This window comes from Halomonas fontilapidosi (assembly GCF_014192285.1).
Classification (GTDB): domain Bacteria; phylum Pseudomonadota; class Gammaproteobacteria; order Pseudomonadales; family Halomonadaceae; genus Halomonas; species Halomonas fontilapidosi.
This window is the reverse complement of the sequence record NZ_JACHXQ010000002.1, coordinates 92,530-114,833: the sequence shown is the minus strand read 5'-3', so window position 1 is coordinate 114,833 and position 22,304 is coordinate 92,530. Positions and strand designations below refer to the sequence as shown.

Sequence of the window (22,304 nt, the reverse complement as noted above, 5' to 3'; positions counted from 1 at the left end):
TTCCATGGATAGCCCTGGCAAGCTGGGGCACCGTTAACGATCCGGCATGTTGCGCGTCCCCGGCACACCCTTGAGGCGTCGGCGCAGGGCGGCCTTGCCCATCATGTGGGCGCTGACCGGGGCGGTGGCGAACAGGAAGATCGTCACCAGCGCTTCCTGGAACGACACGCCGCCCTGCTGGTGGCTGAAGTAGAGCAGCGAGCCGATCAGCGTGCAGCCGACCCCCAGGGTGCTGGCCTTGGTGGGGCCATGCAGGCGCGTGTAGATATCGGGCAGCTTGGCCAGCCCCCAAGAGCCGATCAGCGCGACCAGGGCGCCGAACAGCAGAAAGCCGACGATGACGAGTTGCAGCGTCCAGGGCATGTCGATGCTGGTCATTCGATAACGTCCCCCCGCAGCAGGTACTTGCTCATGGCCACGGTGCTGACGAAGCCCATCAGCGCGATCAGCAGGGCCAGTTCGAACAGCATGCCGAACCCCATCCAGATATTGGAGAGCACGATCAGCGCGATGCTGTTGATCATCAGGGTGTCCAGCGCCAGGATCCGGTCGACGATATCCGGGCCGATGGCCAGGCGGTAGAGGTTGAGCAGGGCGGCGACGGCGAAGAGCGCCATGGCGATCGGGACGATGGTGGCGATCATCGGAAGATCTCCTCGAGTGGGATCTCGTAACGCTCACGAATGGAGGCGATGGCCTCCGCCTCGTCCTCCAGGTGCAGGGCGTGCACCAGCAGGGTGTTGGCCTCGCTGTCGTAGTGCAGCGAAACGGTGCCGGGCGTCAGCGAGATGGTGCTGGCCAGGATGGTGATGGCGAAGTCGTCGTCGAGCGTCAGCGGATAGACGAAGAAGCCCGGCCGCAGGTGACGGGCGGGGCGCAGTATGCGCAGGGCCACCACCAGATTGGAGCGCAGGATGTCCAGCAGCAGCACCAGCAGGTAGCGCAGCAGGGGCAGAGGTCGCTTGATCTTTGCCTCTTCTGGCCAGAAGGCATGGGTCACGACGGGAATGGCCACGCCGAGCGCCAGCCCCAGCAGCACATGCGCCATGCTGAAGTCATTGACCATCAGCAGCCAGAGCAGCGCCAGGAACAGCGAGAACAGCGGACGCGGCAGCCAGTACTGCCGGGAGCGGCGCGATATCGTCATGGTGCCACCTCCTGGCGGGCCACGAAGGCCTCTGGCAACACGGCGGCGATGTAGGCGTGCGGGTCGAGCAGCTGCTGTGCGGTCAGTTCGAGATACCCCATCACCGGCTCGCCGAATACCGCCAGCAGCCCGTTGAGGCCGACCATGCTGGACACCAGCGTCAGCGGACCTCGCTCGAGCGGATAGGGCCTCGCCATGTCACCGGGTCGCCAGAACCAGCTGCTTCCGGTGCGGCTGACGGCAATCAGGGTGAGCAGTGCGGCGGCCAGCAGGACGCCCCACAGCCAGAACCCCTGGGACTCCTGGGCGCTCGCCTGGAGGATCCAGGCCTTGCTGACGAAGCCGCTGAAGGGGGGGAGGCCGACCATGGCGATAGCGGCGAAGAAGAACACTGTGCCCAGCAGCCAGCGATGGCCGATGGGGCCGGTTGCCGTGAAGTTGTCGTAGCCCTCCTCGCGCTGTTGGCCCAGCAGGTCGGCCAGCAGGAAGAAGACGGCGGTCATGCCGGTGCTGTGGATCAGGTAGAAGAGCGCGGCGCCGAGGCTTTCCTGGGTGGCGAAACTGATGGTGGCCAGCAGGGTGCCGACCGAGAGCACCACCAGGTAGGCGGTCAGCGTGCGCAGGCTGTTCGAGCCCAGCACCCCGATGCCGCCCAGCGCCAGGGTGAACAGCGCAAGCGGCCACAACCAGCCCCATGCGGTCTCGTTGATCGGCGCCTCGCCCAGCGCGAAAACCAGCAAGAAGACCCGCAAGATGGCGTAGATGCCGACCTTGGTCATGATGGCGAAGAGCGCGGCGACCGGTGCGCTGGCGGCCGAATAGGCGCGCGGCAGCCAGAACAGCAGCGGCAGGATGGCGGCCTTGACGCCGAACACCACCAGCAGCAGCAGGCTGGCGGCGGCGAGCAGCGGTACATCGCCCGGCGGCGCCTGGGCCACTCGCTGGGCCAGGTCGGCCATGTTGAGTGTGCCGGTGAGGCCATACAGGGTGCCCAGGGCAATCAGGAACAGCGCCGAGCCCACCAGGTTGATGATCACGTAGTGCAGTCCGGCGCGACTGCGGGCGCGGCCGCCGCCGTGCAGCAGCAGGGCGTAGGAGGCGATCAGCAGGATTTCGAAGAATACGAACAGGTTGAACAGGTCGCCGGTCAGGAAGGCGCCGTTCAAGCCGGCCAGCTGGAACTGGAAGAGGGCGTGGAAGTGGGCGCCACGCTGGTCGCCGCCATTGCTGGCGTAGAGCAGGCAGCAGAACCCCAGCACGGCGGTCAGCGCCAGCATGACGGCGGAGAGGCGGTCGAGGATCAGCACGATGCCGAAGGGGGCCGGCCAGTCACCGGCGTGGTAGACAAGATGCTCGCCATTGCCGGCCACCTGCAGGCACCAGATGCCCAGCAGCACCAGCCAGAAGGTGCTCGCAAACCCCAACAGGCGCTGCAGGGCGAAAGGCGCCTGGTAGAACAGCAGCTGCCCGGCACCGGTGATCAGCGGCAGCAGGATTGGCAGGATCAGGGCGTGGTTCATGCGAGATCCTCGTCGGGGTTCTCACCGTCCACGTGGTCGTTGCGCAGCTCCACCGCGGCCTTGAGAGCCAGCACCACGACGAAGGCGGTCATCGCGAAGCCGATGACGATGGCAGTGAGCACCAGCGCCTGGGGCAGCGGGTCGGCCGGCTGCTCGCTGAGGCCGATGATCGCCGGGGCACTGCTGACCAGGCGTCCCGAGGCAAACAGGTAGAGGTTGACCGCATGGGAGAGCAGCGTCAGCCCCAGGATCACCGTGAAGGTGCGCGCCCGCAGCAGCAGGTAGACGCCGCAGGTGGTCAATACGCCGAGCGTGATTGCATAGAGCAGTGCCATTAACCGATCTCCTTGCCGGGGCCGGCCACGGTCATCAACTTGCCGAGGTTGGCGAGTATCAGCAGCGTCGACCCGACCACGGTGGCATAGACGCCGAGGTCGAAGAGCATCGCGGTCGCCAGTTCGAACTCGCCGATCAGTGGCAGGGTGACATGGCCGTGGGCCGAGGTGAGGAAGGGGTAGCCGAACAGCCAACTGCCCAGCCCGGTGGCCACGGCGATCAGGAGGCCGGCGCCGATCAATGGCCGGAAGGCGGTCAGCATGCGCTGCTGTGCCCAGACTAGCCCGCCCGCCATGTACTGCAGGGTCAGCGCCACCGCGGTGATCAGCCCGGCGATGAAGCCGCCGCCGGGAAGGTTGTGGCCGCGCAGGAAGATATAGGCCGAGACCAGCAGGGCGATCGGCAGCACCAGCCGCGCCACGGTGCTGAGCATGATCGGATGGGGCTCGGCGACCCAATGCCCCGGCTGGGTATCCACCACCCGTTCCTTGAGTTGCAGGTCGCGCGTGAAGGCAAATACCGCGACGGCCGCGATGCCCAGCACGGTGATTTCACCCAGGGTATCGAAACCGCGGAAGTCCACCAGGATGACGTTGACCACGTTGGTGCCGCCGCCGCCGGGAACGCTGTTGGCGAGGAAGAAGTCGGAGATCGTCTGCTGGGGGCGGGTAAGAATGGCGAAGCTGAAGGCCGTGACGCCGCTGCCGATCAGGCCGGCGATGGCGAGGTCGCGTCCCATTCGGGTGCGTGTGGACTCCCGCGGGGAGGTCTGCGGCAGGAAGGAGAGCGCCAGCATCATGATCACCACCGCCATCACCTCCACCATCAGCTGGGTCAGGGCCAGGTCCGGTGCCGAGAAGCGGGCAAAGGCGAGGGTGACGAACAGGCCGGTCACCCCGAGCAGCAGCAGGGCCGGCAGGCGATAGTGATGAAAGACCACGACGCCGATGGCCGCCAGACACAGCAGGAGCGCCGACATCACGGTCAGCGGATCGAGGGGACCCAGCGGTAGGCCGCCATGCCAGTGGGTCACGGCCACCAGCTCCAGCCCGACCAGCAGCACCACGGTGATCACGATGAAGGTCAGGTAGCGCTGCAGCGAGCCGTTCTCGAGCTGGAAGACGCGGCGCTGGGAGAGGGCGATGGTGCGGCGCATGACCCAGTCGAAGATCTCCTTGGCATCCACTTCCGGCAGGCGGGCATGGAAGCGGAACAGCGGATCGCGGGTCCGATAGAAGAGCGCGCCGCCGGCCAGGGCAATCAGACTCATGGCCATGGGCACGTTGCCGCCCAGGGTCGAGACGTCGTAGGGGGCGACAAGGGCCTGACGGGCCGCGGTGAAGGCTGGCTGGATCAGCGTGGTATAGGCCTGTTGCGGGGCCAGCCCCACCAGCAGCGTGGCCACGGCCAGCAGTGCGATGGGCGACAGCGCCGCCGAACCCGTGACGTGGGGTGGCCAGACGGGCAGGTCGATGGGGCGGCCGTTGAAGAAGACGTTGTGAAAGATACGGATCGAATAGGCCACCGAGAACAGCCCGGCCAGGGTCACCCAGAGGGGAATCACCACGACGGCCCAGTCGGGTGTCGACACCTGCAGGCTTTCGGTGAACAACATCTTCTTGCTCAGGTAGCCGCTCATCAGCGGCAGCCCCGCCATGGCCGCCGCCGAGATGCCGGAGAGCACCATCATGGCCGGCATGAAGCGCCACATCCCGTTGATTCGGCGCATGTCGCGCGTACCGGTGGCGTGTTCCACGTAGCCTGCCATCATGAACAGCGGCGCCTTGAACAGGGCGTGACAGAGCAGGTGAAAGAGCGCCGCCGCCAGCGCCATGGGGGTGCCCAGTCCCAGCAGCAGCATGATCAACCCCAGGTGCGAGACCGTGGAGTAGGCCAGCAGCCCCTTCATGTCGTGCATGAACATGGCGACGAAGGCGCCCAGCATCAGCGTCACCATGCCGGTCAGGGTCACCAGGTGGAACCACGCCGAGGTATCGCCCAGCGCTGGATGCAGGCGGGCGACCAGGAAAAGACCCGCCTTGACCATGGTGGCGCTGTGCAGATAGGCGGAGACCGGCGTCGGCGCCGACATGGCATGGGGCAGCCAGAGGTGGAAGGGGAACTGCGCCGATTTGGTGAAGGCCCCCAGCAGGATCAGATTGAGCATCAGGCCGTAGTGCTCATGGGCGCGGATTCGGTCGCCCGCGGCGAGCACCGCGGAGAGTTCATAGCTGCCGGCGGCCTGACCCAGCAGCACGACGCCGCCGAGCAGTGCCAGCCCGCCGCCAGCGGTGATCACCAGTGACATCCTGGCGCCCAGCCTGGCGGCTTGTCGGTCGGTGTTGTAGCCGATCAGCAGGAAGGAGACCAGGCTGGTCAGCTCCCAGAAGACCAGCATGAACAGCAGGTTTTCGGAGAGCACGATGCCCAGCATCGCTGACATGAACAGCAGGGTCAGGGTGAAGAAGCGCGCGACGCTATCCTCCCCCTCGAAGTAGTAGCGCGCATAGAGCAGGATCAGACAGCCGATGCCCGTGATCAGCAGGGCGAATAGCAGCCCCAGGCCATCGAGGCGGAAGGCCACGTTGAGGCCGAGTGACGGCAGCCAGGTCAGCTGCTGCACGATGGTGTCGCCGCCGCTCGCCACGTGGGGCAACCAGCTCAGCAGCATCAGCAGGCTCAACAGGGCGGGGATTGCCGAGACCGACGCCAGCAGGCGCGACGATCGACCTTGCATCAGGGCGGGCAGGCAGGCGCCCGTCAGCGGTAGCAGGATGATCAGCGCAAGTGGCATGGGACTCGTCTCCCTGTCCGGCATCGAGTTCGGCGAGTGTTCCCTCACTCCACACCAGGGCAGTGAGGCGTGTCATGATCGACGTCAACCGGGGGCGACGTCGCGGGAAATCGACCGAGGGCATCTCGAGATTACCTGCGGCACACAGGATGGTGAAGCCTTTCAGCGAGCCGGTGCCCTCATCCGCCATGGCGAGGACCGTCAGAGGCGTAATCGGTGCGGGGCCTCAGCACAGCCGGCTGCCGAGCAGCAGCAGGCTGGCATCCAGGGTCTGCCAGCCCCACCAGGCCAGCCCCAGGGCGGCGGCAGCCAGCAAGACAAGCACGCCCCGCCAGGCGCGGCTCACGCTTCGACCCCCCGAGCAGCCGGGCGATTGACTGGTCGCTCGTTGATGAACCAGTGCAGGGCGGCCGCCACGACCGAGAGCAGAATGGCGATGTTCCACACCGTGCCGTAGTCGCCCTGCAGGTCGTAAAGGTAACCGCCGAGCCAGACGCCCATGAAGGAGCCGAGCTGGTGGAAGAGGAAGACGATCCCGCCCAGCATCGAGAGATGCTGCACGCCGAACACCGAGGCAACGATGCCGTTGGTCAGCGGCACCGTGGAGAGCCACAGCAGCCCCATGGCGATGCCGAACAGGTAGGCGCTGGCCGGGCTCAGCGGCGTGATCAGGAACAGCGTGATCACCACGCCGCGGATCAGATAGAGCCAGGTGAGTAGGCGCGGCTTGGACAGGTGTCCGCCCAGCCAGCCGGCGGTGTAGGTGCCGACGATGTTGAACAGCCCCACCAGCGCCAGCACGGTGCTGCCCACCGTCACGGCGATACCGTTGTCATACAGGTAACCGGGCAGGTGAACACCGATGAAGACCACTTGGAAGCCGCACACGAAGAAGCCCAGGCAGAGCAGCCAGAATCCCCGATGGTTGGCGGCTTCGTTGAGCGCGGCAGCGAGGCTGATGTCGCTGGAGGTCTTGGCCGAGGGGCGGTCGCGCAGCATGGCTCCCAGGGGCAGCATCAGCGCGGCAATGGCGCCCATGGCTAGCAGCGCCGCCGACCAGCCCAGCCAGCCCATCAGGCCCAGGGTGCCGGGCAGCATGGCGAACTGGCCGAAGGAACCGGCGGCGCTGACGATCCCCATGGCCAGGCTGCGCTTCTCGGGTGGCACGGCGCGGCCCACGGCGCCCAGTATCACCGAGAAGGTGGTGCCGGAGAGGCCTAGGCCGATCAGCAGCCCGGCGGAGAGCGTCATGCCCAGTGCCGATTCCGAGAGCCCCATGAACAGCAGGCCCAAGGCATAGAGGGCGCCCCCGACCACCACCACCCGGGCGGCGCCGAAGCGGTCGGCCAGGGCGCCGGCAAAGGGCTGCGAGAGCCCCCACAGCAGGTTCTGGATCGCTAGGGCGAAGGCAAAGACGCCGCGGCCCCAGCCAAGCTCCGCGCTCATCGGCTCGAGGAATAGCCCGAAGCCGTGGCGCAGGCCCATGGCCAGCGAGATGACCAGGCTGCCCAGGACGATGATCAGCAGGGTGTGGCGACGCAGCGCATCCATTGCGGAAGGACCTGTTTGCAGACTAATGACAGGTCACTATCGCCCATCTGCCGTGCGTTGGCCACCGTTGCCATGGGCAGCGGGCTAACCTCCTACGCCGGGGGCGCCGGAGGTCATTGTCGGGTGGCTCGGGGATCCGTGCGCCTCCTGATGGTGAGGCGGTACGATGCCCAGCCGCTTCATGCGCCGGTAGATGGTCGGCCGTGACAGGCCCAGGTCGCGCGCCACGGCACTGATGTTCCAGCGATGTCGGCGCAGCGCCTCCTGCAGCGGGTCGTCACCCCGGCGCGGGTTGCCTATCCGGATATCCCGATATCCCGATTCCCTTCGCGCCGACGATGGAGCAGTGGGCGCTGCCCAATGCCGACAAGATCGTCGCTGCCTTTCACCAGATGTTGAGCCAATAACAGGAGACACCGCTGATGAGTACCGCAATTACCGTACCCGAGGACCTCCGGGAAGGCGATAACGAGGGCGTGATCACCGCCTGGCTGGTGGATGACGGTCACCAGGTCAGCCAGGGTGACCTGGTGGCCGAGGTGATGGTCGAGAAGGCCCAGTACGAGATCGAGGCGCCGGCCGCGGGCCGCCTCGCCATCACCAAGCAGGAAGACGAGGTGGTCGCCAAGGGCACCACCATCGCCAGCCTGGACGCCTGAGGAGGACCGCCATGTCCACCGATCATCAAGCGGCCGCTGCCCCCTCGGGGGCGGCCGGTCCGGGGGCGGTGCAGGAGCTTCGCGAGATTCCGCTGCGCGGGATGCGCGGCATGATCGCCACCAAGATGCGCGAGAGCCTGCAATCGACCGCCCAGCTCACCCATCATGCCAGTGCCGAGCTCGGCGCGGTTCAGGCGCTGCGCGCGCACTGCCGGACCGCCGGTCTCGCGCCGCCCTCGGTGCAGGACGTGCTGCTGCGCCTGGTGGTGCAGACCTTGCAGGACGTCCCAGCGCTGAACGCGACCCTGGAGGACAACCGCATCACCGAACACCCCGCGGTACACTTGGGGCTCGCCGTGCCGTTGCCGGATGACCTGCTGCTGGCGCCGGCGCTGTTCGACGCTCAGGCGATCGCGTTGGGGACACTGCCCGGCGCGTGACGCGACCTGGTGGAGCAGGCCCAAGCCGGGACGCTGTCGGTGCGAGAACTGACCGGGGCGACCTTCACCGTCTCCAATCTGGGGCGCTCCCGGGCGTACCATTTCACGCCGATCCTCAACGTGCCCCAGGTGGCCATCCTTGGCATCGGCGGCAGCGAGGCGAGGGTGGTGCCCGACGAGGCGGGCGGCGTTCTAACCGCCGAGGTGATCGGCCTGTCGCTGACCTTCGATCATCGCGCGGTCAATGGCGCGCCAGCGGCGGCCTTTCTCGATACGCTGGTCGAGCGCATCGAGCATCTCGCGCCCGATGCCTTCGACCACGAACTGCACGACTGACCCGGGGGGCGCCATGGCCGGTCCGCTCGATATCTCCAGCATGTCCCTGCAACGCCCCACGGTGGAGGAGGGCCTCGTTGCCGAGGAGGGCCTCCTCGAGAGGGTCTGCCAGGGGGAGACATCACTGGGCTGGCTGGCCTGGTCGCCCACCGACCGTGCCCTGGTGATGCCGCGACGTCACGAGCGCCTGGCAGGCTTCCCCGAGGCGCGGAAACGGCTGGCTGCGATGGACTGGCCGGTGCTGTTCCGCGCCACCGGCGGCACCCCGGTGCCCCAGAGTCCGGCGGTGGTCAACCTGGCGCTCGCCCTCCGCTGTCGGGTAGGCGGCTCGGCCGCTCACCTCGAGTGGGGCTATCGCCGACTGGGCGATCCCTGGTGCGATTGGCTCGGTGATCTGGGCGTGGGGGACGCCGATCTCGGGCCGGCACCCGGCGCCTACTGCGATGGGCGCTTCAATGTGCGCATCGGAGGGCGCAAGCTGGTCGGCACCGCCCAGCGCTGGCGCCGGGTGCGGGGCTGTCGCGACATGGCCCTGCTGGTCCATGGCGCCATGCAGGTGGACGACACCCCCGAGGCGCTGGTCGCCGTGGTCAACACCTTCCAGGCGGCCATCGACGATCCGCAGCGCTTCCGGGCGGGGAGCCATGTCGCCCTGCGCGAGATCCTGCCCGAGCTGCCGCTGGCATCCGCCATTCCCAACCTGGTCGAACGCCTGATGACGTGGCGTGTCCCCCTGGAAGCTGACCCAGAACGCTGATAGTGGCTGATGGGTCATTCTGCCCGCCGGATCAGGCCAAAAAGGGCCGCTGTTGAGGCGGCCCTTCCCGGCAGGGGATGCAATTACCGCAGGGCGTCTTCCAGGATCTTCAGCTGACCCGGCACCAGGGCATCCTCGACGGCGGTGATGCGTAACACGCGGCCGAGATCTGAGTGGGCCGGGCGAGCAATCAGCCGTCCGGCGGCGAGCAGCTCATGGTTGACCCGCTCGGCAAGCTCGGCACTGGGCAGCCGGATGCCGATGAAATTGGTGGCGCTGGGCAGCACCTCGGCGCCGAGTCCGCGAAAGTGCTCGGCGAGGCGTTCGCGGCGCTTCAACACGGCCGCAATGTGCTCGCGGGTCTCGTCGGGATGGTCCAGCACCACCTCGGCGGCCGCCTGGGTCAGGGTGGAGACCGCATAATGAATGCGCACCTTCATCATCATCGCCAGGGTGTAGGGTTCGGCGATGGCATAGCCGATACGCAGCCCCGCCATGCCGTGGGCCTTGGAGAGGGTGCGCAGCCGGATGACGCCGGGCAGGACCTCGCGGGCGAAGGGCGACTCGGCATCCTCGCGAAAGTCGTGGTAGGCCTCGTCGAGCAGCAGCCAGCAGTCGTCCGGCAGCGTGTCGCGCAGCCGGCGAATGGCCGCGTCGTCATGCAGGTGGCCGCTCGGATTGTCGGGGTTGGCGAGATAGACCAGCCGGGCCTGCTCGCGCCGCGCGGCGATCGACAGCGCCTCCAGGTCCGGGGCGAGATGGCCGACCGCCTGCTCGTAGGGTACCTCGACCAGTCGGCACCCCTGGCCCCGGGCGAAGTAGCCAAAGGTCGGGTAGGTGCCGGCGGTGGCCACCACGGCGGTGCTGGGCTCGGCCACGGTGCGCAGGGCGAGGGCAATCAGGCTATCGGCCCCGGCGTCGACCAGCAGCGCCTCGAGCGGGATGCCCTGCTGCTCGGCAAGCCGCTGGCGGACGCCCAGCGCCTCGGAATCTCCATAGCAGTAGGCATGCTCGACCATGGCATCCCCGAAGTGCGCACGCAGGGCGCGGTGGGGCATGTCGAGCCCCTCGTTCGATCCCAGGCGGTGGGGGATCTCGTGGCCCAGGCGGCGCTCCAGCACGCGAATCCCGGGGAAGGGGTTGGTCGGTCCTTCTCCGCGGAGATGCTTGGGAAAGGTCGGCATCGTGAACTCCCAGTCAGATGTGGTCTAAGGAATAGTGCTACGGTCGGCCAGGCGCAGGGCGGGGTCAAGACAGGCTCTGCCGCTGCGCGTCAGCCATCGGGAGAGTGGCAGGCTCGAAGCGCTGGCTCATGAGCGTTGGCCGGCCCTATTTGCGTTACACCCATGCCTCACGCCACGTTGGGGTCTTACATGGTGATTGGAGGGCAATCCCCGATGCCCCTGCTCGACCTTCGCGCCGACAACCTGGGCCAGACCCATGTGGCCCATGCCCATGACCACCACCAGCTGATCCTCGCCACCTGTGGCGCGACCGAACTCTCCATCGAAGGACGCGGTGATCGCATCACCGGCAGTCGCGGCTGTTTGATCCCTTGTGGCCGACACCACGACTACCGGGGCGATGGTCGCAACAGAACCTTCGTGCTCGATATTCCTGCTACCAGCCTGCCGGCGCTGCGCGATGGCGAGGCCATCGAGCGCCTTTTCGAAAGGCCGCGCTTCTTCAGCGTGCCGCCGCGGCTCAATCGCCTGGCGGCCAGCCTGATGCACCAGCTCGAGTGCTGCCCGGCATTGCATAGCGAGATCGCCGCGCTGCTGCTGCGGGCCCTTTATTTGCACCTCGAGTCCCAGCCCCTTTCGGAGGATACGGGGGTGGCGCCCGGTCCGGGGTTCAGCGAACGCCTCGATCTGACCCGATTGGATGCCTGGATTGATCACCACCTCGCCGACGAGATCCGGGTCGAGCAGCTGGCGGCGCTCTGCGCGCTGAGTGCGGGACATTTCCATGCCTGTTTTCGTGAGCTGACCGGCATGACCCCGCTTGCCTATGTTCAGCGACGTCGACTGGATCACGCCCGTACGCTGGTGACCCACAGCGGCTTAAGTCTCGGGCATATCGCCTCGCTGGTGGGCTTTCGTGATCAGGGCAGTTTCTCGCGCGCCTACCGCCGCTGCTTCGAGGTTTCACCCTCGATGGCACGCCGTGCGGACCAGACATTGGCGAGCCTCGGGCAAGAGCACCGTAGTGTCGGGCAAGCGAAGGCTGCCGAGTCGACCTAATCTGAAAACAGCTGTCTCATTGTGCCCTTCCGCAGGAGGGTGAGACAGGGTCACGACAACGACAAGACGATACGAGGTTGACCATGAAAGCGAAGACTCTCCCCGGCGCCCTGGCCCTGGCCGCGCTGCCGCTGGCCATCGCCAGCACCCAGGTGCAGGCCCAATCCATGGAAATGGCTATCTCCACCATCCTTCCGGAGAACATGAGCAATAACGAGGTCTACCCGGCGCTGGTGCACTTCAAGAACCTGGTCGAGACTCGGACAGATGGCGAGATCACCGTGTCGATCTTCGGCAACAGTCAGCTGGGTTCCGAAGTCGAGACCGCCTCCGAGGTTCAGGGCGGCCGTACCCTGCAGTCCACGATCATCACCACCGGGGCCATGTCGTCCTTCTATGACGACTATCAGCTGATGACCGCGCCCTTCATCTTCGACAACTGGCGTCAGGCCTGGACCTTCTTCGACAGTGAGTGGTTTGCCGACTTCATGTCGGGGACCATCGAAGAAGCCAACATGCGCTATCTCGGTACTTTCGATGACGGCGGCGGCTTCGTCGCCTTCACCAACAACAAGCGCTTGATCAAGACCGTGGAGGACCTCGAGGGGCTCAATATCCGCACCGAGGAAAACCCCGGCCACGTCGCTATCATGAAGTCGCTGGGCGCCTCAGCGACGCCGCTGCCCTGGGGTGAGGTCATCACCGCGCTGGAGACGGGCTTGGCCGACGGTCAGTTCAACGCGCCCGTCCTCAACGTCACCTATAACTTCGATGAGGTGACGGACTACACCACGCTTACCGGCCACGTTTACAACAGCGCCGCCTGGCTGGTCAGCGAGGAGTGGTTCCAGAGCCTCAGCGAGGCGCATCAGGAGGCCATCGTGACCTCTGCCCGTGAGGCCGTTGCCATTGGTCATGGCATGTCCGGCGCACTGGCCACGGCCAGTTGGCAGCAGTCCTGCGAGCGCTTCGAGGAGTGCTACATCATGCCTCCCGAGGAGCGGGCGCGCATGGCGGAGATTGCCACCCCGGCATGGAGGGACTGGATCGTCAACGATTTCGGCATCGAGGCCGAGAAGGTCGATGCCTTCCTCGCGGAGGTCGCCAGGGTCGGCGAGCAGGTCAAGGAATCTGACATGGCCGTCTATGGCCCCTGATGCTCGACCCTGATCCGACCCCTTGACCGGCCGGCAGGGCCGGCCGGTCAGCGCTGCCTCGAGGTGACCGATGGATCGACTTCAGTCCCTGCGCCGCCTGAGTGATGTGGTCAATCAGGTGGCAATCGTGATGTGTGTGGCCTGCGTGCTGATCATGCTGGGCATCTCCTTCACGGCCTTTCTCTACAAGCTGGCCACGGGCAGTACTCTGAGCTGGACCTACTCCCTGGCGCGGCTCTTCCTGCCCTGGATCGGCTTTCTCTCCATGACCATATCGTTGCGCTATGGCGAGCACGTGGCCATGACACTGCTGGTGCGCAGCCTGCCGCGGATGCTCCTCAAGGTGGCCGCGGGGCTCTGTCTTGCCGTCATCGGGCTGTTTGGCCTGATGCTGGTCTGGTACGGCTGGATCTTCTTCCAGGGCGCTTCCCAGGTCTACATGGTTTCCGACCAGATCCAGATTTCCGCCAAATACACCGCCATTGTGGTGCCGATCAGCGGGGTCATCATCCTGCTGCACCTGGTGCAGGGCTTTGACCTGCTGGAACACTTCATCGATGACGAGACCGCGATCGAGGAACTCATCGACGCCGCCGATAGGGAGGAGCGCTCATGACGCCCGCGATCATTGCTTTTGTCGTACTGTTGCTGATTGGTGCGCCGGTGGCCGTGGTAATGGCCATGTCGGGACTGGCCGGCGGTTTCGCCATGGGTGGCGAGCGCATGCTCGGCATCATCGCCGACCGTATGTTCTCCGGCGTCTCGGGGTTTCTGCTGATTGCCGTGCCCTACTTTATCTTTACCGCCGAACTGATGAATCAGGGCGGCCTGACCCAGAAACTTATCGCCTTCAACAATGCCCTGTTCGGGCGGGTGCGCGGGGCGCTATCCCACGTCAACGTCTCGGTGTCGGTGTTCTTCGCCGGGCTGACCGGGGCGGCGATCACCGACACCGTGGCGATCGGCAAGATCATGATTCCCGAAATGAAGAAGCAAGGCTATGACGCCGAGTATGCGGCGGCGATCACTGCCTGCTCGTCGATCATTGGACCGATTATCCCGCCCAGCGTGGTGATGGTGGTCTATGCCACCCTGCTGCGTGACATCTCGGTGATCGATCTCTTCGCCGGGGGCATCATTCCGGGCCTGCTGATGGCCGTGGCGCTGCTGGCGGTAAGTTTCTTCCTGGCCTGGAAGCGGGGCTATCCCAAGCAGGCGCCCACCCCGTTCAAGGTGGCGGCCGTGGCCTTCCTGGTGGCCCTGCCGGCGATGATCGTGCCGCTGATCATCCTCGGCGGCATCCTCTCGGGCATGACCACCATCACCGAAGCCTCGGGCTTTGCCGCCGTCTATGCCATCGCCATCGGGGTCGTCTTCTACCGCACGCTCACCTGGCGCAAGATCTGGCACGCGCTGGTGGTGACGGTGCGCTTCTCGGGGGTGGTGTTCTTCCTGCTGGCGACCTCGGCGGTGCTCGGCTGGTTCGTCACCCGCTCCGGCATCGCCCGGGATGCGGCGGGCCTGATCACCACCTTCAGCGACTCGACCTTCCTGCAGCTGCTGCTGGTCTGTGCCCTGCTGATCCTGGTCGGCACGGTGATGGACGTGTTGCCGGCGCTGGTGGTGGTGGCACCGGTGCTGGTGCCGGCAATGATCCAGCTGGGGGTGGACCCGCTTCACTTCGCCATCCTGATGATCGTGGTGCTCAATATCTCCAATGTCACACCGCCGGTGGGGATGACGCTGATGACGGCAGCGAGGATCGCCAACGTGCCCTTCGAACGCGCGATCATCGCCTCGCTGCCGTTCTATGTAGCCTTTATCGTGGTGATCCTGCTGCTGGTCACCTTTCCGTCGCTCTCCACCTGGATCCCCTCCTTGCTGGGCTAAGGAACCCTCTCATGAAGCTCTTCTACCACCCCGACCAGGAGCGCCATGCGCCGCCGACCTTCCTGCTGCGAGGCCGCCCGGTGGACTCGCCCGAGGGGCCGGTGCGGGCCGAGCTGCTGACCCGCGGGCTGGCCTCCATGGGCCTTGCCATGACGCCTCCCACCGAGGTCGATAGTGGGCGGTTAAGAGACCGCCTGGCCAGGATTCATGCCCCGCGCTATCTCGATTTTCTCGAAACGATCCATGCCCGCTGGTGCGAGCTGCCGGACGCCGCGGAGATCGTGGCGCCCAACGTCCATCCCTGCGGTGGTGGCCACCACTATCCCCGGCATCCGGTGGGGTTGGTGGGCTGGCACATGCATGACATGGCCTGCCCGATGACCGCCGATAGCTTCTCCGGCATTCTGGCCAGCGCCGCCAGTGCCGAGGCCGCTGCTGATGCCGTGCTGATAGGCGAGCCCGCGGCCTATGCCCTTTGTCGACCGCCGGGCCATCATGCCGGTCCCGAGAGAGCCGGGGGATTTTGCTTCCTCAACAACTCGGCGCTGGCCGCCACGGTGCTACGTGAAAGCTATGAGCGTGTGGCGATCCTTGATGTGGACCTCCACCATGGCAACGGCACCCAGGATATCTTCTATGACCGAGGGGATGTCTGGACCGGTTCGCTGCACGCCGATCCCGCCGACTTCTATCCCTTCTTCTGGGGCGGAGCCGATGAGCACGGCGAGGGCGAAGGGCAGGGGGCCAACGTCAACCTGCCGCTGCCCCTGGGCAGCGACGGCGCTACCTTTCTGGCGACCCTGGATCGCCTGATCGAGGCCCTGGACGCTTTTCGTCCTCAGGCGCTGGTGGTGGCCCTGGGGCTCGATGCCCACAAGGATGACCCGCTGGCCGGCCTGGCCCTGGAAACCGACGACTTTACTGCCCTGGGGCGGCGCCTCGCCGCCCTGGCACTGCCCACGGTGCTGGTGCAGGAGGGGGGCTACCCCACCGAGCACCTGGGCAATAATCTTGCCGCCTTCCTGGGCGGCTATACCGCAGCCTGACTGCCCTTCCGACGAGAGACCACGCCATGACCGTCACCTATCACGACAGCAACGCCCGCATGAGCCAGATCACTGTGCACAACGGCACCGTCTATCTGGCCGGCCAGGTGCCGACCGACCCCTCCGCCGACATGCGCGGCCAGACCGAGCAGGTGCTGTCTCGCATCGACGATTTGCTGGCCAAGGCCGGCACCTCCAAGGAGCATCTGGTGGCCGCCCAGATCTGGGTCACCAGCATGGCCGAGTTCGACCAGATGAACGCTGCCTGGGATGGCTGGGTGGTGCCGGGGCGCCCGCCGGTGCGCGCCGCCGTCGAAGCCAAGCTCGCCAAGCCCGAGTGGAAGGTGGAGATCATGGTCACCGCGGCGCTGCCGGAGGCCTGAGATGCGCATCATCACCGCCGAGGAGGTGTCGGCCTCGCTGGCCTGGCCGGCGCTGGTCGAACGGCTGGCCACGACCTTCCGTGAGGGCGTGGAGTCGCCGCCACGTCACCATCACGCCATGCATCGCCCCGATGGCGAGGCCACCATGCTGCTGATGCCGGCCTGGGAGCGGGCCGGCTATATCGGCGTCAAGATGGTCAATGTCTTTCCGCAGAACGCCGACCACGGGCTGCCGGCCATTGCCGGCGTCTACCTGCTCAGCGAGGGCGACCATGGGCGTCCTCTGGCCTGCATCGACGGCAGCGAGCTGACGCGCCGGCGAACTGCGGCGGCCTCGGCGCTGGCGGCGCGGGAGCTGGCCCGAGAGGATGCCTCGACGCTGCTGGTGGTGGGCACCGGCAAGCTGGCGCCCATGGTGATCGAGGCACACGCCTCGGTGCGCCCTATCACGCGGGTAAGGGTGTGGGGGCGCAACACGGAGAAAGCCGAGCGGCTGGCCGCTGACTATGCCGACCGCTTCGATAGCGCCGCGGTTACTGACCTCGAGGCGGCGACCGGCGAGGCGGATATCGTCAGCTGCGTGACGCTCTCCACCGCGCCGCTGATCCTGGGTGACTGGCTTGCGCCCGGTACCCATCTGGACCTGGTCGGTGCCTTCCGGCCGACCATGCGCGAGAGCGATGCCCGCTGTCTGGCCCGCAGCGAGGTGTTCGTCGACACCTATGCCGGGGCCCGGGGTGAGGCGGGGGATATCCTGCAGGCCGTCGACGAGGGAAGCTTCGCCTTCGACGATATACGTGGCGAGCTCGCTGAACTGATGCGCGACGAGCAGCCGGGGCGTTCGTCGTCCGAGGCCATCACGCTGTTCAAGTCGGTGGGCGCTTCGCTTGAGGACCTCGCCGCGGCCATCGAGGTCTGGGAGTGCCAGGAGGGTCGCGAATGACGGCGGATCGAAACGCAACGCCGGCCGGCGGTCCGGCGGCCGCAGGGTTCTTCTGGCACGAGCGCTGCTTCTGGCACGATCCAGGCGCCATCGGGGTCTTTTCCGCGCCCGGCGAGTTCCTTCAGCCGCAGTCGGCCTCGGAGAGTCCCGAGAGCAAGCGGCGGTTGAAGAATCTGCTCGAGGTCTCCGGCCTGATCGACGCGCTTTCAGTGGTCAAGCCCCCCCCGGCCAGTCGCAGGGATCTCGAGCGCTTTCACACGGCGCGCTATCTGGAGGCGCTGGAAGCGGGCGATCGTGCCCGCGGGGGGGACGGAGGCGACTGCGCCCCCTATACCCCGGGTAGCCTGGCCGCGGCTCGCCAGTCGGCGGGCCTGGCCATTGCCGCGGTGGAGGCGGTGGCCAGCGGTGAGCTGGCGACGGCCTACGCGCTCTGTCGTCCCCCCGGGCACCACGCCGAGGCGGATCTCGGGCGCGGCTTCTGCCTGTTGGGCAACATTCCGGTAGCCGTCATGCGGGCGCATGCCTTGGGCCAGGTGGGGCGCGTGGCGATTCTCGACTGGGACGTGCACCACGGCAACGGCCAGCAGGCGGCCTTCTATGCGGATCCCGACGTGTTCACGGTCTCTGTCCACCAGGCGGGCAACTTCCCGTTGGACACCGGGACATTCGAGGAGCAGGGAGAGGGGGCCGGCGAGGGCGCCTGCCTCAACTTGCCGCTGCCCCCCGGTTGTGGGCTAGGGGCCTACGAATACGCCATGTCCGAGCTGGTGCTGCCGGCGCTCGAGGCCTTCGCGCCCGAGCTGATTGTGGTGGCCTGTGGTTACGACGCCTGCGGCAAGGATCCGCTGGGCAAGATGCTGCTCAATAGCGCAGCCTTCGCAGGCATGACCCGCCAACTTCGGGAGCTGGCTGAGCGCGTCTCTCAGGGTCGGCTGGTGATGATTCACGAGGGCGGTTACTCGGAAGGCTATGTGCCGCTATGCGGTCATGCGGTGATCCAGACACTTGCTGACAGCGAGATTGCGGTGCCCGACCCCCAGAACGATGAGATTGCCGCCTGGGCCTACCAGGCCCTGCAACCCCATCAGCGCGCGTTGATCGACGGCTGGCGCGCGGCCTGGGCCGCGGCCGGAAGGCTCTGATCCGCGTTTTCGATGACTCTTTTCATGACAGGAACGCATGCCCATGACACCGCTCTATGATCGCGACGGCTGGATCTGGCACGACGGCGAATGGTTGCCGTGGCGTGACGCCCACACCCATATGCTGACCCATAGCCTGCACTACGGCATGGGCTGCTTCGAGGGCGTGCGCGCCTATAACGGTCCGCAGGGCACGCACCTCTTCCGGGTGGCGGAGCACACGCGGCGGCTGCTGGATAGCGCCCACGCCCTTGATATACCGTTATCTTTTGATGACGAAACCTTGATTCAGGCCCAGCGCCAATGCCTGACGCGCAACGGACTGACCAACGCCTACCTCAAGCCGACGGTCTACCTCGGCGCCGAGGGGCTGGGACTCAGAGCGAAAGGGCTGACCGTCCATGTGATGATCGCTGCCTGGGATCTGGGTGACTATGTGTCGCCCGAGGCTGCCGCCATCGGTCTTCGCGCGTTGACCTCCTCCTGGGCGCGCCATCACGTCAACATCAGCCTTTGCCGGGCCAAGACCAACGGCAACTACGTCAACTCGATACTGGCGCTCAACACGGCGGTGAAGGCGGGCTTCGACGAAACGATCATGCTCGACCCGGAGGGCTATGTCGCCGAGGCCTCGGCGGCCAATGTCTTCCTGTTGCGCGATGGCGTGCTGCATACCCCGGAAGTGACGTCCTGCCTGCAGGGCATCACCCGCGACAGCGTGATCCGCCTGGCCCGCGAGGTGCTGAACATCGAGGTGCAGGAACGGCGTATTACCCGCGACGAGCTCTATACCGCCGACGAAGCCTTCGTTACCGGGACCGCCGCCGAGTTGCTGCCGTTACGCGAGCTCGATGGCCGGCACATCGGCGCCCGGGCCGGTGCGCCTCCGCCCGGTCAGCCTATCGCCGAGGCGTCACTGACCGCCCGGCTGCAACGGCTCTACAAGCAGGTAACCCGCGGTGATCTCGATGATGACCTGGAGGGGTTCGCCGGCTGGCTGACTGGCGTCTGAGCCATCGCTTCCCCGGCTTGACATCCGGCACGGCCGGCGGTGGTAGTCTCGCGCTATTTTGCGTGCGAGGACGATGATGGTCATGGCGCTGCTGGATGGTCTTTTGCGCCTGGTGCTGCTGCTCGCCACTCTCTGGGGCGCGCTGGCCCTGGGCCATCGCCTGTCACTACTGCGGCCCGGGCGGTGGCTGATGGCGGGTCTCTGGCTGCTGGCGGGGAGTGTATGGTTGTGGCTGGCCTGGCAGGGCGCGCGGCTGGGGCCGCTTGCCGGCATGGCGGTGCAGACGACTGCGCTGTTGGCCTGGTGGCGGCGACTGAGGCCGGCGAAAGACCTGGCGTGGGCCGAGGATGTCGCCCACCTGGCAACGGGGGACGTCGAGGGGCAGCGGTTGATCCTGCACCGGGTGCGTCACTTCGACTGGCAGACACCGACCGAGGCCCGCGGGGGCTGGGAGCGGCGTGTCTATGACCTGCACCGCCTGCAATCGGTCGACCTGTTCGTGTCGAGTTGGGGGCGGCCGGGCATCGCTCACGTGCTGGTTTCCTTCGGCTTTTCCGGTGAAGGGCCGGCCGATGACGACTTCGTGGCCTTTTCGGTCGAAGTGCGTCGTGAGCGCCACGAGCGCTTCTCGGAGATCGCTGGCTTCTTCAAGCAGTACGAGTTGGCGATCATCGCCGCCGACGAACGCGATGTGTTGCGACTGCGCAGCAACGTGCGCGGCGAGCGCGTCACCCTCTACCATGTCACGCTTTCGCCCGACGCGCGGCGCGAGCTGCTGCTGGCCCTGGTGGGGGCGGCCAATGATCTGGAGCGCGAGCCCCGCTTCTATCACACCATCACCGCCAACTGCACGACCCTGGTGTTCGCCATGATGCGCCAGATCATCGAGGGGCTCCCGCTTGACCACCGCCTGCTGCTCAGCGGCCTGCTGCCCGGCTACATTCATGACCGTGGCGGGCTGGTGCCCGGCTACTCCCTGAGCGAACTGCGCCGCCTCGGCGATATTACCCGGCGCGCACGGCAGGCCCATGACGCCCACGACTTCTCGCTCCGTATTCGGCGGGGCGTGCCAGGGTGGTCTGAAGAATCTGAACAGTAGGGCATGATCGCTCCGCCCATTTGAGTTTGACGGATCTGATTCCCTCAGCTTAGCTTCAAAGCATGATTAGCTGATTCGGCGCCCCGTCTCGCCGATGACCGTCAGGGTCATGCGATTTCCGAGGCGTCCTTCCCCCATTACCACGTTGTCCGCGTGGAAGGAGCACGGTGATGCCACGCTCGGCCTTGCCTCACGCACGTCACCAGGTGGTCGTCACCTCGCCCGGTGACGTGTCGCCTTCCGCGCTGCGCGCCGTTGCCGACGGTCTCGCCAGACCCGTTGCCGAGGTGGCCGAAGCCATCTTCCGAGCCCCGAGCGTCCTTGTCGATGACCTCGACGCCGATACCGCCACGGCTCTCGACCGTCTGCTGGCATCGCTGGGCCTGGAATCTCGCGTGGCCCCCGACGGAGAGGCGGCGCCGGTCGAAACTTCCCTCGACGTGGCCGTTCAGGTCCAGGATGTTGCGCGCATCGCCGCCGTAACCGAGTCACTCGCCGACTTTCTCGGGGTCTCGGCCCAGCGCGCCTTTGGACTGCTGGCAACGCCGCCGGGCGTGGTGCTGGGTGGTGTCGGAGCGGCGGCGGTGGAGAGTCTTTCACGACGGCTCGGCGAGGGCGCTCAGGTCACCCGGGCCCCCAGCGACGCGGGGCCTTTCGATCTGTATCTCGCCCCGAATGCCAGCGTGCCGGCCTGGCTTAAGGCGCGTCTGCGCGAGAAGGAGCAGACGCTCCGTCCGGGATGGCATCCGCTCGGTCTGTCTTACGCCGAGGCGCGGTCGCTCTGGTCCTCTCTCGGGCGGGAGGGCGGTATGCGGCTGGTGAATCGCGCGCTCATGCGCTGGGATCTTGTCCTGACCGCTCAGGCGTCGCCCTCCAAAGGCGTGTTGGCCTGGCTCGAGGAGTGCTTCGGCATTCCGCCTCACGTGGCGCCCCGCGTGCTTGCCCATCCTCCTCTTGCCCTGGCCGAGGCCCGCGACGAGGCTTACGCACGACAATGTCTCGATGAGGCACACGCGCTGGGGCTGTCGGTTGACAGCGAGCCGAGCGGCTTCGGGCGTGCGGGCATCGAGCTGCTGGCCGCCCGAGATACGGCTCGGCTGAACGCCGTGCTGGCCCGTTTCGGGTTGGAGGAGACGGTGCGGATCCCCTCTCTCATCGTGGCCGACCTGTCGGACCTGGAAGCCAGGATGCTGGCCCATGAGCTGGCCGCGGCCGGCGCTCGGACCCGCTTCGTCGATGCGGCTCCTACCCCCGGAGACAAGACATGACAGCAACGAAGCTCGAGCGTGGGTCGCCGCACCTTCAGCACCTGGCCATCGCGGAGAAAGGCAAGCTTGCGGCGCTGGCCGGCGACCACGCGCGTGCCTTGGAGCTCTATCGGACGTCACTGCGACTGGCCGGTGAGATGGCGGCGCCGACGCCCTTCGCTCGCCACTATACCGATTGCATCCTCGAGAGCCTTGAGCGCCAGGGCCGGCATGGCGATGCGCTGGCGCTCACTATTGCCGCCTGCGAGGAACTCGAGCGGCGTGGAACGCCTTCCCCTCTGCAGCGGCGCGATTACGCCACCCTGACGCTGCGCCGCGCCGTCCTGCTGCTGTTCCTCGGGCGTGAGGACGAGGCCGACCATCATCTGGAACAGGCGGTGGCCATCGCCCGTCCCGACCGGCTTGCGCTGGCCGCCGAACTCCAGGCCTGGCGGCGGCGAGCGCTGACCATCACCGCCCAGACGCTCTCCGAGGCGCTGTCTCGCCACGGCTACTACACCGTTCGCCGCGCCAGGGTGCGGCCCGATCTGGCGCGCAGGGCAACCTTGCCGCCCGACCTCTCCCGACAGGAGGTGACATGA

The 22,304-nt window shown here is 66.6% G+C and carries 23 protein-coding genes and 1 pseudogene; 15 read left to right on the top strand and 9 right to left on the bottom strand.

Annotation, left to right across the window (positions count from 1 at the left end; translation table 11 throughout):
• Positions 1 to 33 precede the first annotated feature (33 nt).
• The 8 genes from FHR95_RS04150 to FHR95_RS17330 all read right to left on the bottom strand — a co-directional run bounded on the left by FHR95_RS04150 (position 34) and on the right by FHR95_RS17330 (position 7,765).
• A complete protein-coding gene (locus tag FHR95_RS04150) occupies positions 34 to 378 on the bottom strand; it encodes a Na+/H+ antiporter subunit G (protein WP_246378373.1) in 345 nt (114 codons plus the stop codon).
• Complete coding sequence (locus tag FHR95_RS04145) at positions 375 to 644, bottom strand: K+/H+ antiporter subunit F (RefSeq protein ID WP_183313478.1); 270 nt, start codon at positions 642 to 644, stop codon at positions 375 to 377. The genes FHR95_RS04150 and FHR95_RS04145 overlap by 4 nt, the downstream gene beginning before the upstream one ends.
• The gene (locus FHR95_RS04140; RefSeq protein ID WP_040187252.1) at positions 641 to 1,147 is read right to left on the bottom strand and encodes a Na+/H+ antiporter subunit E; all 507 of its coding nucleotides are present in this window, start codon (positions 1,145 to 1,147) and stop codon (positions 641 to 643) included. The genes FHR95_RS04145 and FHR95_RS04140 overlap by 4 nt, the downstream gene beginning before the upstream one ends.
• Positions 1,144 to 2,667 carry a monovalent cation/H+ antiporter subunit D gene (locus FHR95_RS04135; RefSeq protein WP_183313477.1) on the bottom strand — a complete coding sequence of 508 codons (1,524 nt, stop codon included), beginning with the start codon at positions 2,665 to 2,667 and terminating at the stop codon, positions 1,144 to 1,146. Before FHR95_RS04135 ends, FHR95_RS04140 begins: the two co-directional genes overlap by 4 nt.
• On the bottom strand, positions 2,664 to 3,002 hold the full coding sequence (locus FHR95_RS04130; RefSeq protein WP_040187250.1) for a Na+/H+ antiporter subunit C: 339 nt from the start codon (positions 3,000 to 3,002) through the stop codon (positions 2,664 to 2,666). Before FHR95_RS04130 ends, FHR95_RS04135 begins: the two co-directional genes overlap by 4 nt.
• Entirely contained in the window at positions 3,002 to 5,797 is a 2,796-nt protein-coding gene (locus FHR95_RS04125) for a monovalent cation/H+ antiporter subunit A (protein ID WP_183313476.1), read from the bottom strand. Before FHR95_RS04125 ends, FHR95_RS04130 begins: the two co-directional genes overlap by 1 nt.
• A 342-nt stretch (positions 5,798 to 6,139) precedes the next feature.
• Positions 6,140 to 7,348 carry an MFS transporter gene (locus FHR95_RS04120; RefSeq protein WP_183313475.1) on the bottom strand — a complete coding sequence of 403 codons (1,209 nt, stop codon included), beginning with the start codon at positions 7,346 to 7,348 and terminating at the stop codon, positions 6,140 to 6,142.
• A gap of 84 nt (positions 7,349 to 7,432) precedes the next feature.
• Positions 7,433 to 7,765, bottom strand: a complete 333-nt coding sequence (locus FHR95_RS17330) for a helix-turn-helix domain-containing protein (protein WP_343065187.1) — start codon at positions 7,763 to 7,765, stop codon at positions 7,433 to 7,435.
• A gap of 5 nt (positions 7,766 to 7,770) precedes the next feature.
• Here FHR95_RS17330 and FHR95_RS04110 point away from each other — a divergent pair, with 5 nt between their 5' ends.
• The 3 genes and pseudogenes from FHR95_RS04110 to FHR95_RS04100 all read left to right on the top strand — a co-directional run bounded on the left by FHR95_RS04110 (position 7,771) and on the right by FHR95_RS04100 (position 9,540).
• Positions 7,771 to 8,007 carry a lipoyl domain-containing protein gene (locus FHR95_RS04110; protein ID WP_183313473.1) on the top strand — a complete coding sequence of 79 codons (237 nt, stop codon included), beginning with the start codon at positions 7,771 to 7,773 and terminating at the stop codon, positions 8,005 to 8,007.
• A gap of 11 nt (positions 8,008 to 8,018) precedes the next feature.
• Positions 8,019 to 8,783 (top strand): annotated as a pseudogene (locus FHR95_RS17090) (2-oxo acid dehydrogenase subunit E2).
• A gap of 13 nt (positions 8,784 to 8,796) precedes the next feature.
• Positions 8,797 to 9,540, top strand: a complete 744-nt coding sequence (locus FHR95_RS04100; RefSeq protein ID WP_183313472.1) for a lipoate--protein ligase family protein — start codon at positions 8,797 to 8,799, stop codon at positions 9,538 to 9,540.
• An 83-nt stretch (positions 9,541 to 9,623) separates the two neighbouring features.
• Here the strand turns inward: FHR95_RS04100 and FHR95_RS04095 are convergent, their stop codons facing one another.
• A complete protein-coding gene (locus tag FHR95_RS04095) occupies positions 9,624 to 10,724 on the bottom strand; it encodes a pyridoxal phosphate-dependent aminotransferase (protein ID WP_183313471.1) in 1,101 nt (366 codons plus the stop codon).
• 213 nt (positions 10,725 to 10,937) lie between these two features.
• Between FHR95_RS04095 and FHR95_RS04090 the strand changes: the two genes are divergently transcribed.
• The 12 genes from FHR95_RS04090 to FHR95_RS04035 all read left to right on the top strand — a co-directional run bounded on the left by FHR95_RS04090 (position 10,938) and on the right by FHR95_RS04035 (position 22,304).
• Complete coding sequence (locus FHR95_RS04090) at positions 10,938 to 11,783, top strand: AraC family transcriptional regulator (protein ID WP_183313470.1); 846 nt, start codon at positions 10,938 to 10,940, stop codon at positions 11,781 to 11,783.
• Between the two features lie 83 nt (positions 11,784 to 11,866).
• Positions 11,867 to 12,940 carry a TRAP transporter substrate-binding protein DctP gene (gene dctP, locus FHR95_RS04085; protein WP_183313469.1) on the top strand — a complete coding sequence of 358 codons (1,074 nt, stop codon included), beginning with the start codon at positions 11,867 to 11,869 and terminating at the stop codon, positions 12,938 to 12,940.
• Positions 12,941 to 13,010: 70 nt separating this feature from the next.
• The gene (locus tag FHR95_RS04080) at positions 13,011 to 13,556 is read left to right on the top strand and encodes a TRAP transporter small permease (RefSeq protein WP_040187225.1); all 546 of its coding nucleotides are present in this window, start codon (positions 13,011 to 13,013) and stop codon (positions 13,554 to 13,556) included.
• Positions 13,553 to 14,830 (top strand): TRAP transporter large permease, encoded by a 1,278-nt coding sequence (locus FHR95_RS04075; RefSeq protein ID WP_040187224.1) that lies wholly within the window; start codon positions 13,553 to 13,555, stop codon positions 14,828 to 14,830. Before FHR95_RS04080 ends, FHR95_RS04075 begins: the two co-directional genes overlap by 4 nt.
• An 11-nt stretch (positions 14,831 to 14,841) precedes the next feature.
• Positions 14,842 to 15,876, top strand: a complete 1,035-nt coding sequence (locus FHR95_RS04070) for a histone deacetylase family protein (protein WP_183313468.1) — start codon at positions 14,842 to 14,844, stop codon at positions 15,874 to 15,876.
• Between the two features lie 26 nt (positions 15,877 to 15,902).
• Positions 15,903 to 16,259, top strand: coding sequence for a RidA family protein (locus FHR95_RS04065; RefSeq protein ID WP_106231538.1), 357 nt, complete (start codon positions 15,903 to 15,905; stop codon positions 16,257 to 16,259).
• 1 nt (position 16,260) lies between these two features.
• Positions 16,261 to 17,202: a bifunctional Delta(1)-pyrroline-2-carboxylate/Delta(1)-piperideine-2-carboxylate reductase gene (gene lhpI, locus FHR95_RS04060; RefSeq protein WP_183313467.1), complete on the top strand. Its 942-nt coding sequence runs from the start codon at positions 16,261 to 16,263 to the stop codon at positions 17,200 to 17,202.
• Positions 17,199 to 18,344, top strand: a complete 1,146-nt coding sequence (locus FHR95_RS04055; protein ID WP_183313466.1) for a class II histone deacetylase — start codon at positions 17,199 to 17,201, stop codon at positions 18,342 to 18,344. The genes lhpI and FHR95_RS04055 overlap by 4 nt, the downstream gene beginning before the upstream one ends.
• A gap of 43 nt (positions 18,345 to 18,387) precedes the next feature.
• Positions 18,388 to 19,356: a branched-chain amino acid transaminase gene (locus FHR95_RS04050; RefSeq protein WP_183313465.1), complete on the top strand. Its 969-nt coding sequence runs from the start codon at positions 18,388 to 18,390 to the stop codon at positions 19,354 to 19,356.
• An 82-nt stretch (positions 19,357 to 19,438) separates the two neighbouring features.
• Positions 19,439 to 20,455 (top strand): Lnb N-terminal periplasmic domain-containing protein, encoded by a 1,017-nt coding sequence (locus FHR95_RS04045; RefSeq protein WP_246378371.1) that lies wholly within the window; start codon positions 19,439 to 19,441, stop codon positions 20,453 to 20,455.
• Between the two features lie 170 nt (positions 20,456 to 20,625).
• Entirely contained in the window at positions 20,626 to 21,723 is a 1,098-nt protein-coding gene (locus FHR95_RS04040; RefSeq protein ID WP_183313464.1) for a hypothetical protein, read from the top strand.
• Positions 21,720 to 22,304 carry a hypothetical protein gene (locus tag FHR95_RS04035; RefSeq protein ID WP_183313463.1) on the top strand — a complete coding sequence of 195 codons (585 nt, stop codon included), beginning with the start codon at positions 21,720 to 21,722 and terminating at the stop codon, positions 22,302 to 22,304. Before FHR95_RS04040 ends, FHR95_RS04035 begins: the two co-directional genes overlap by 4 nt.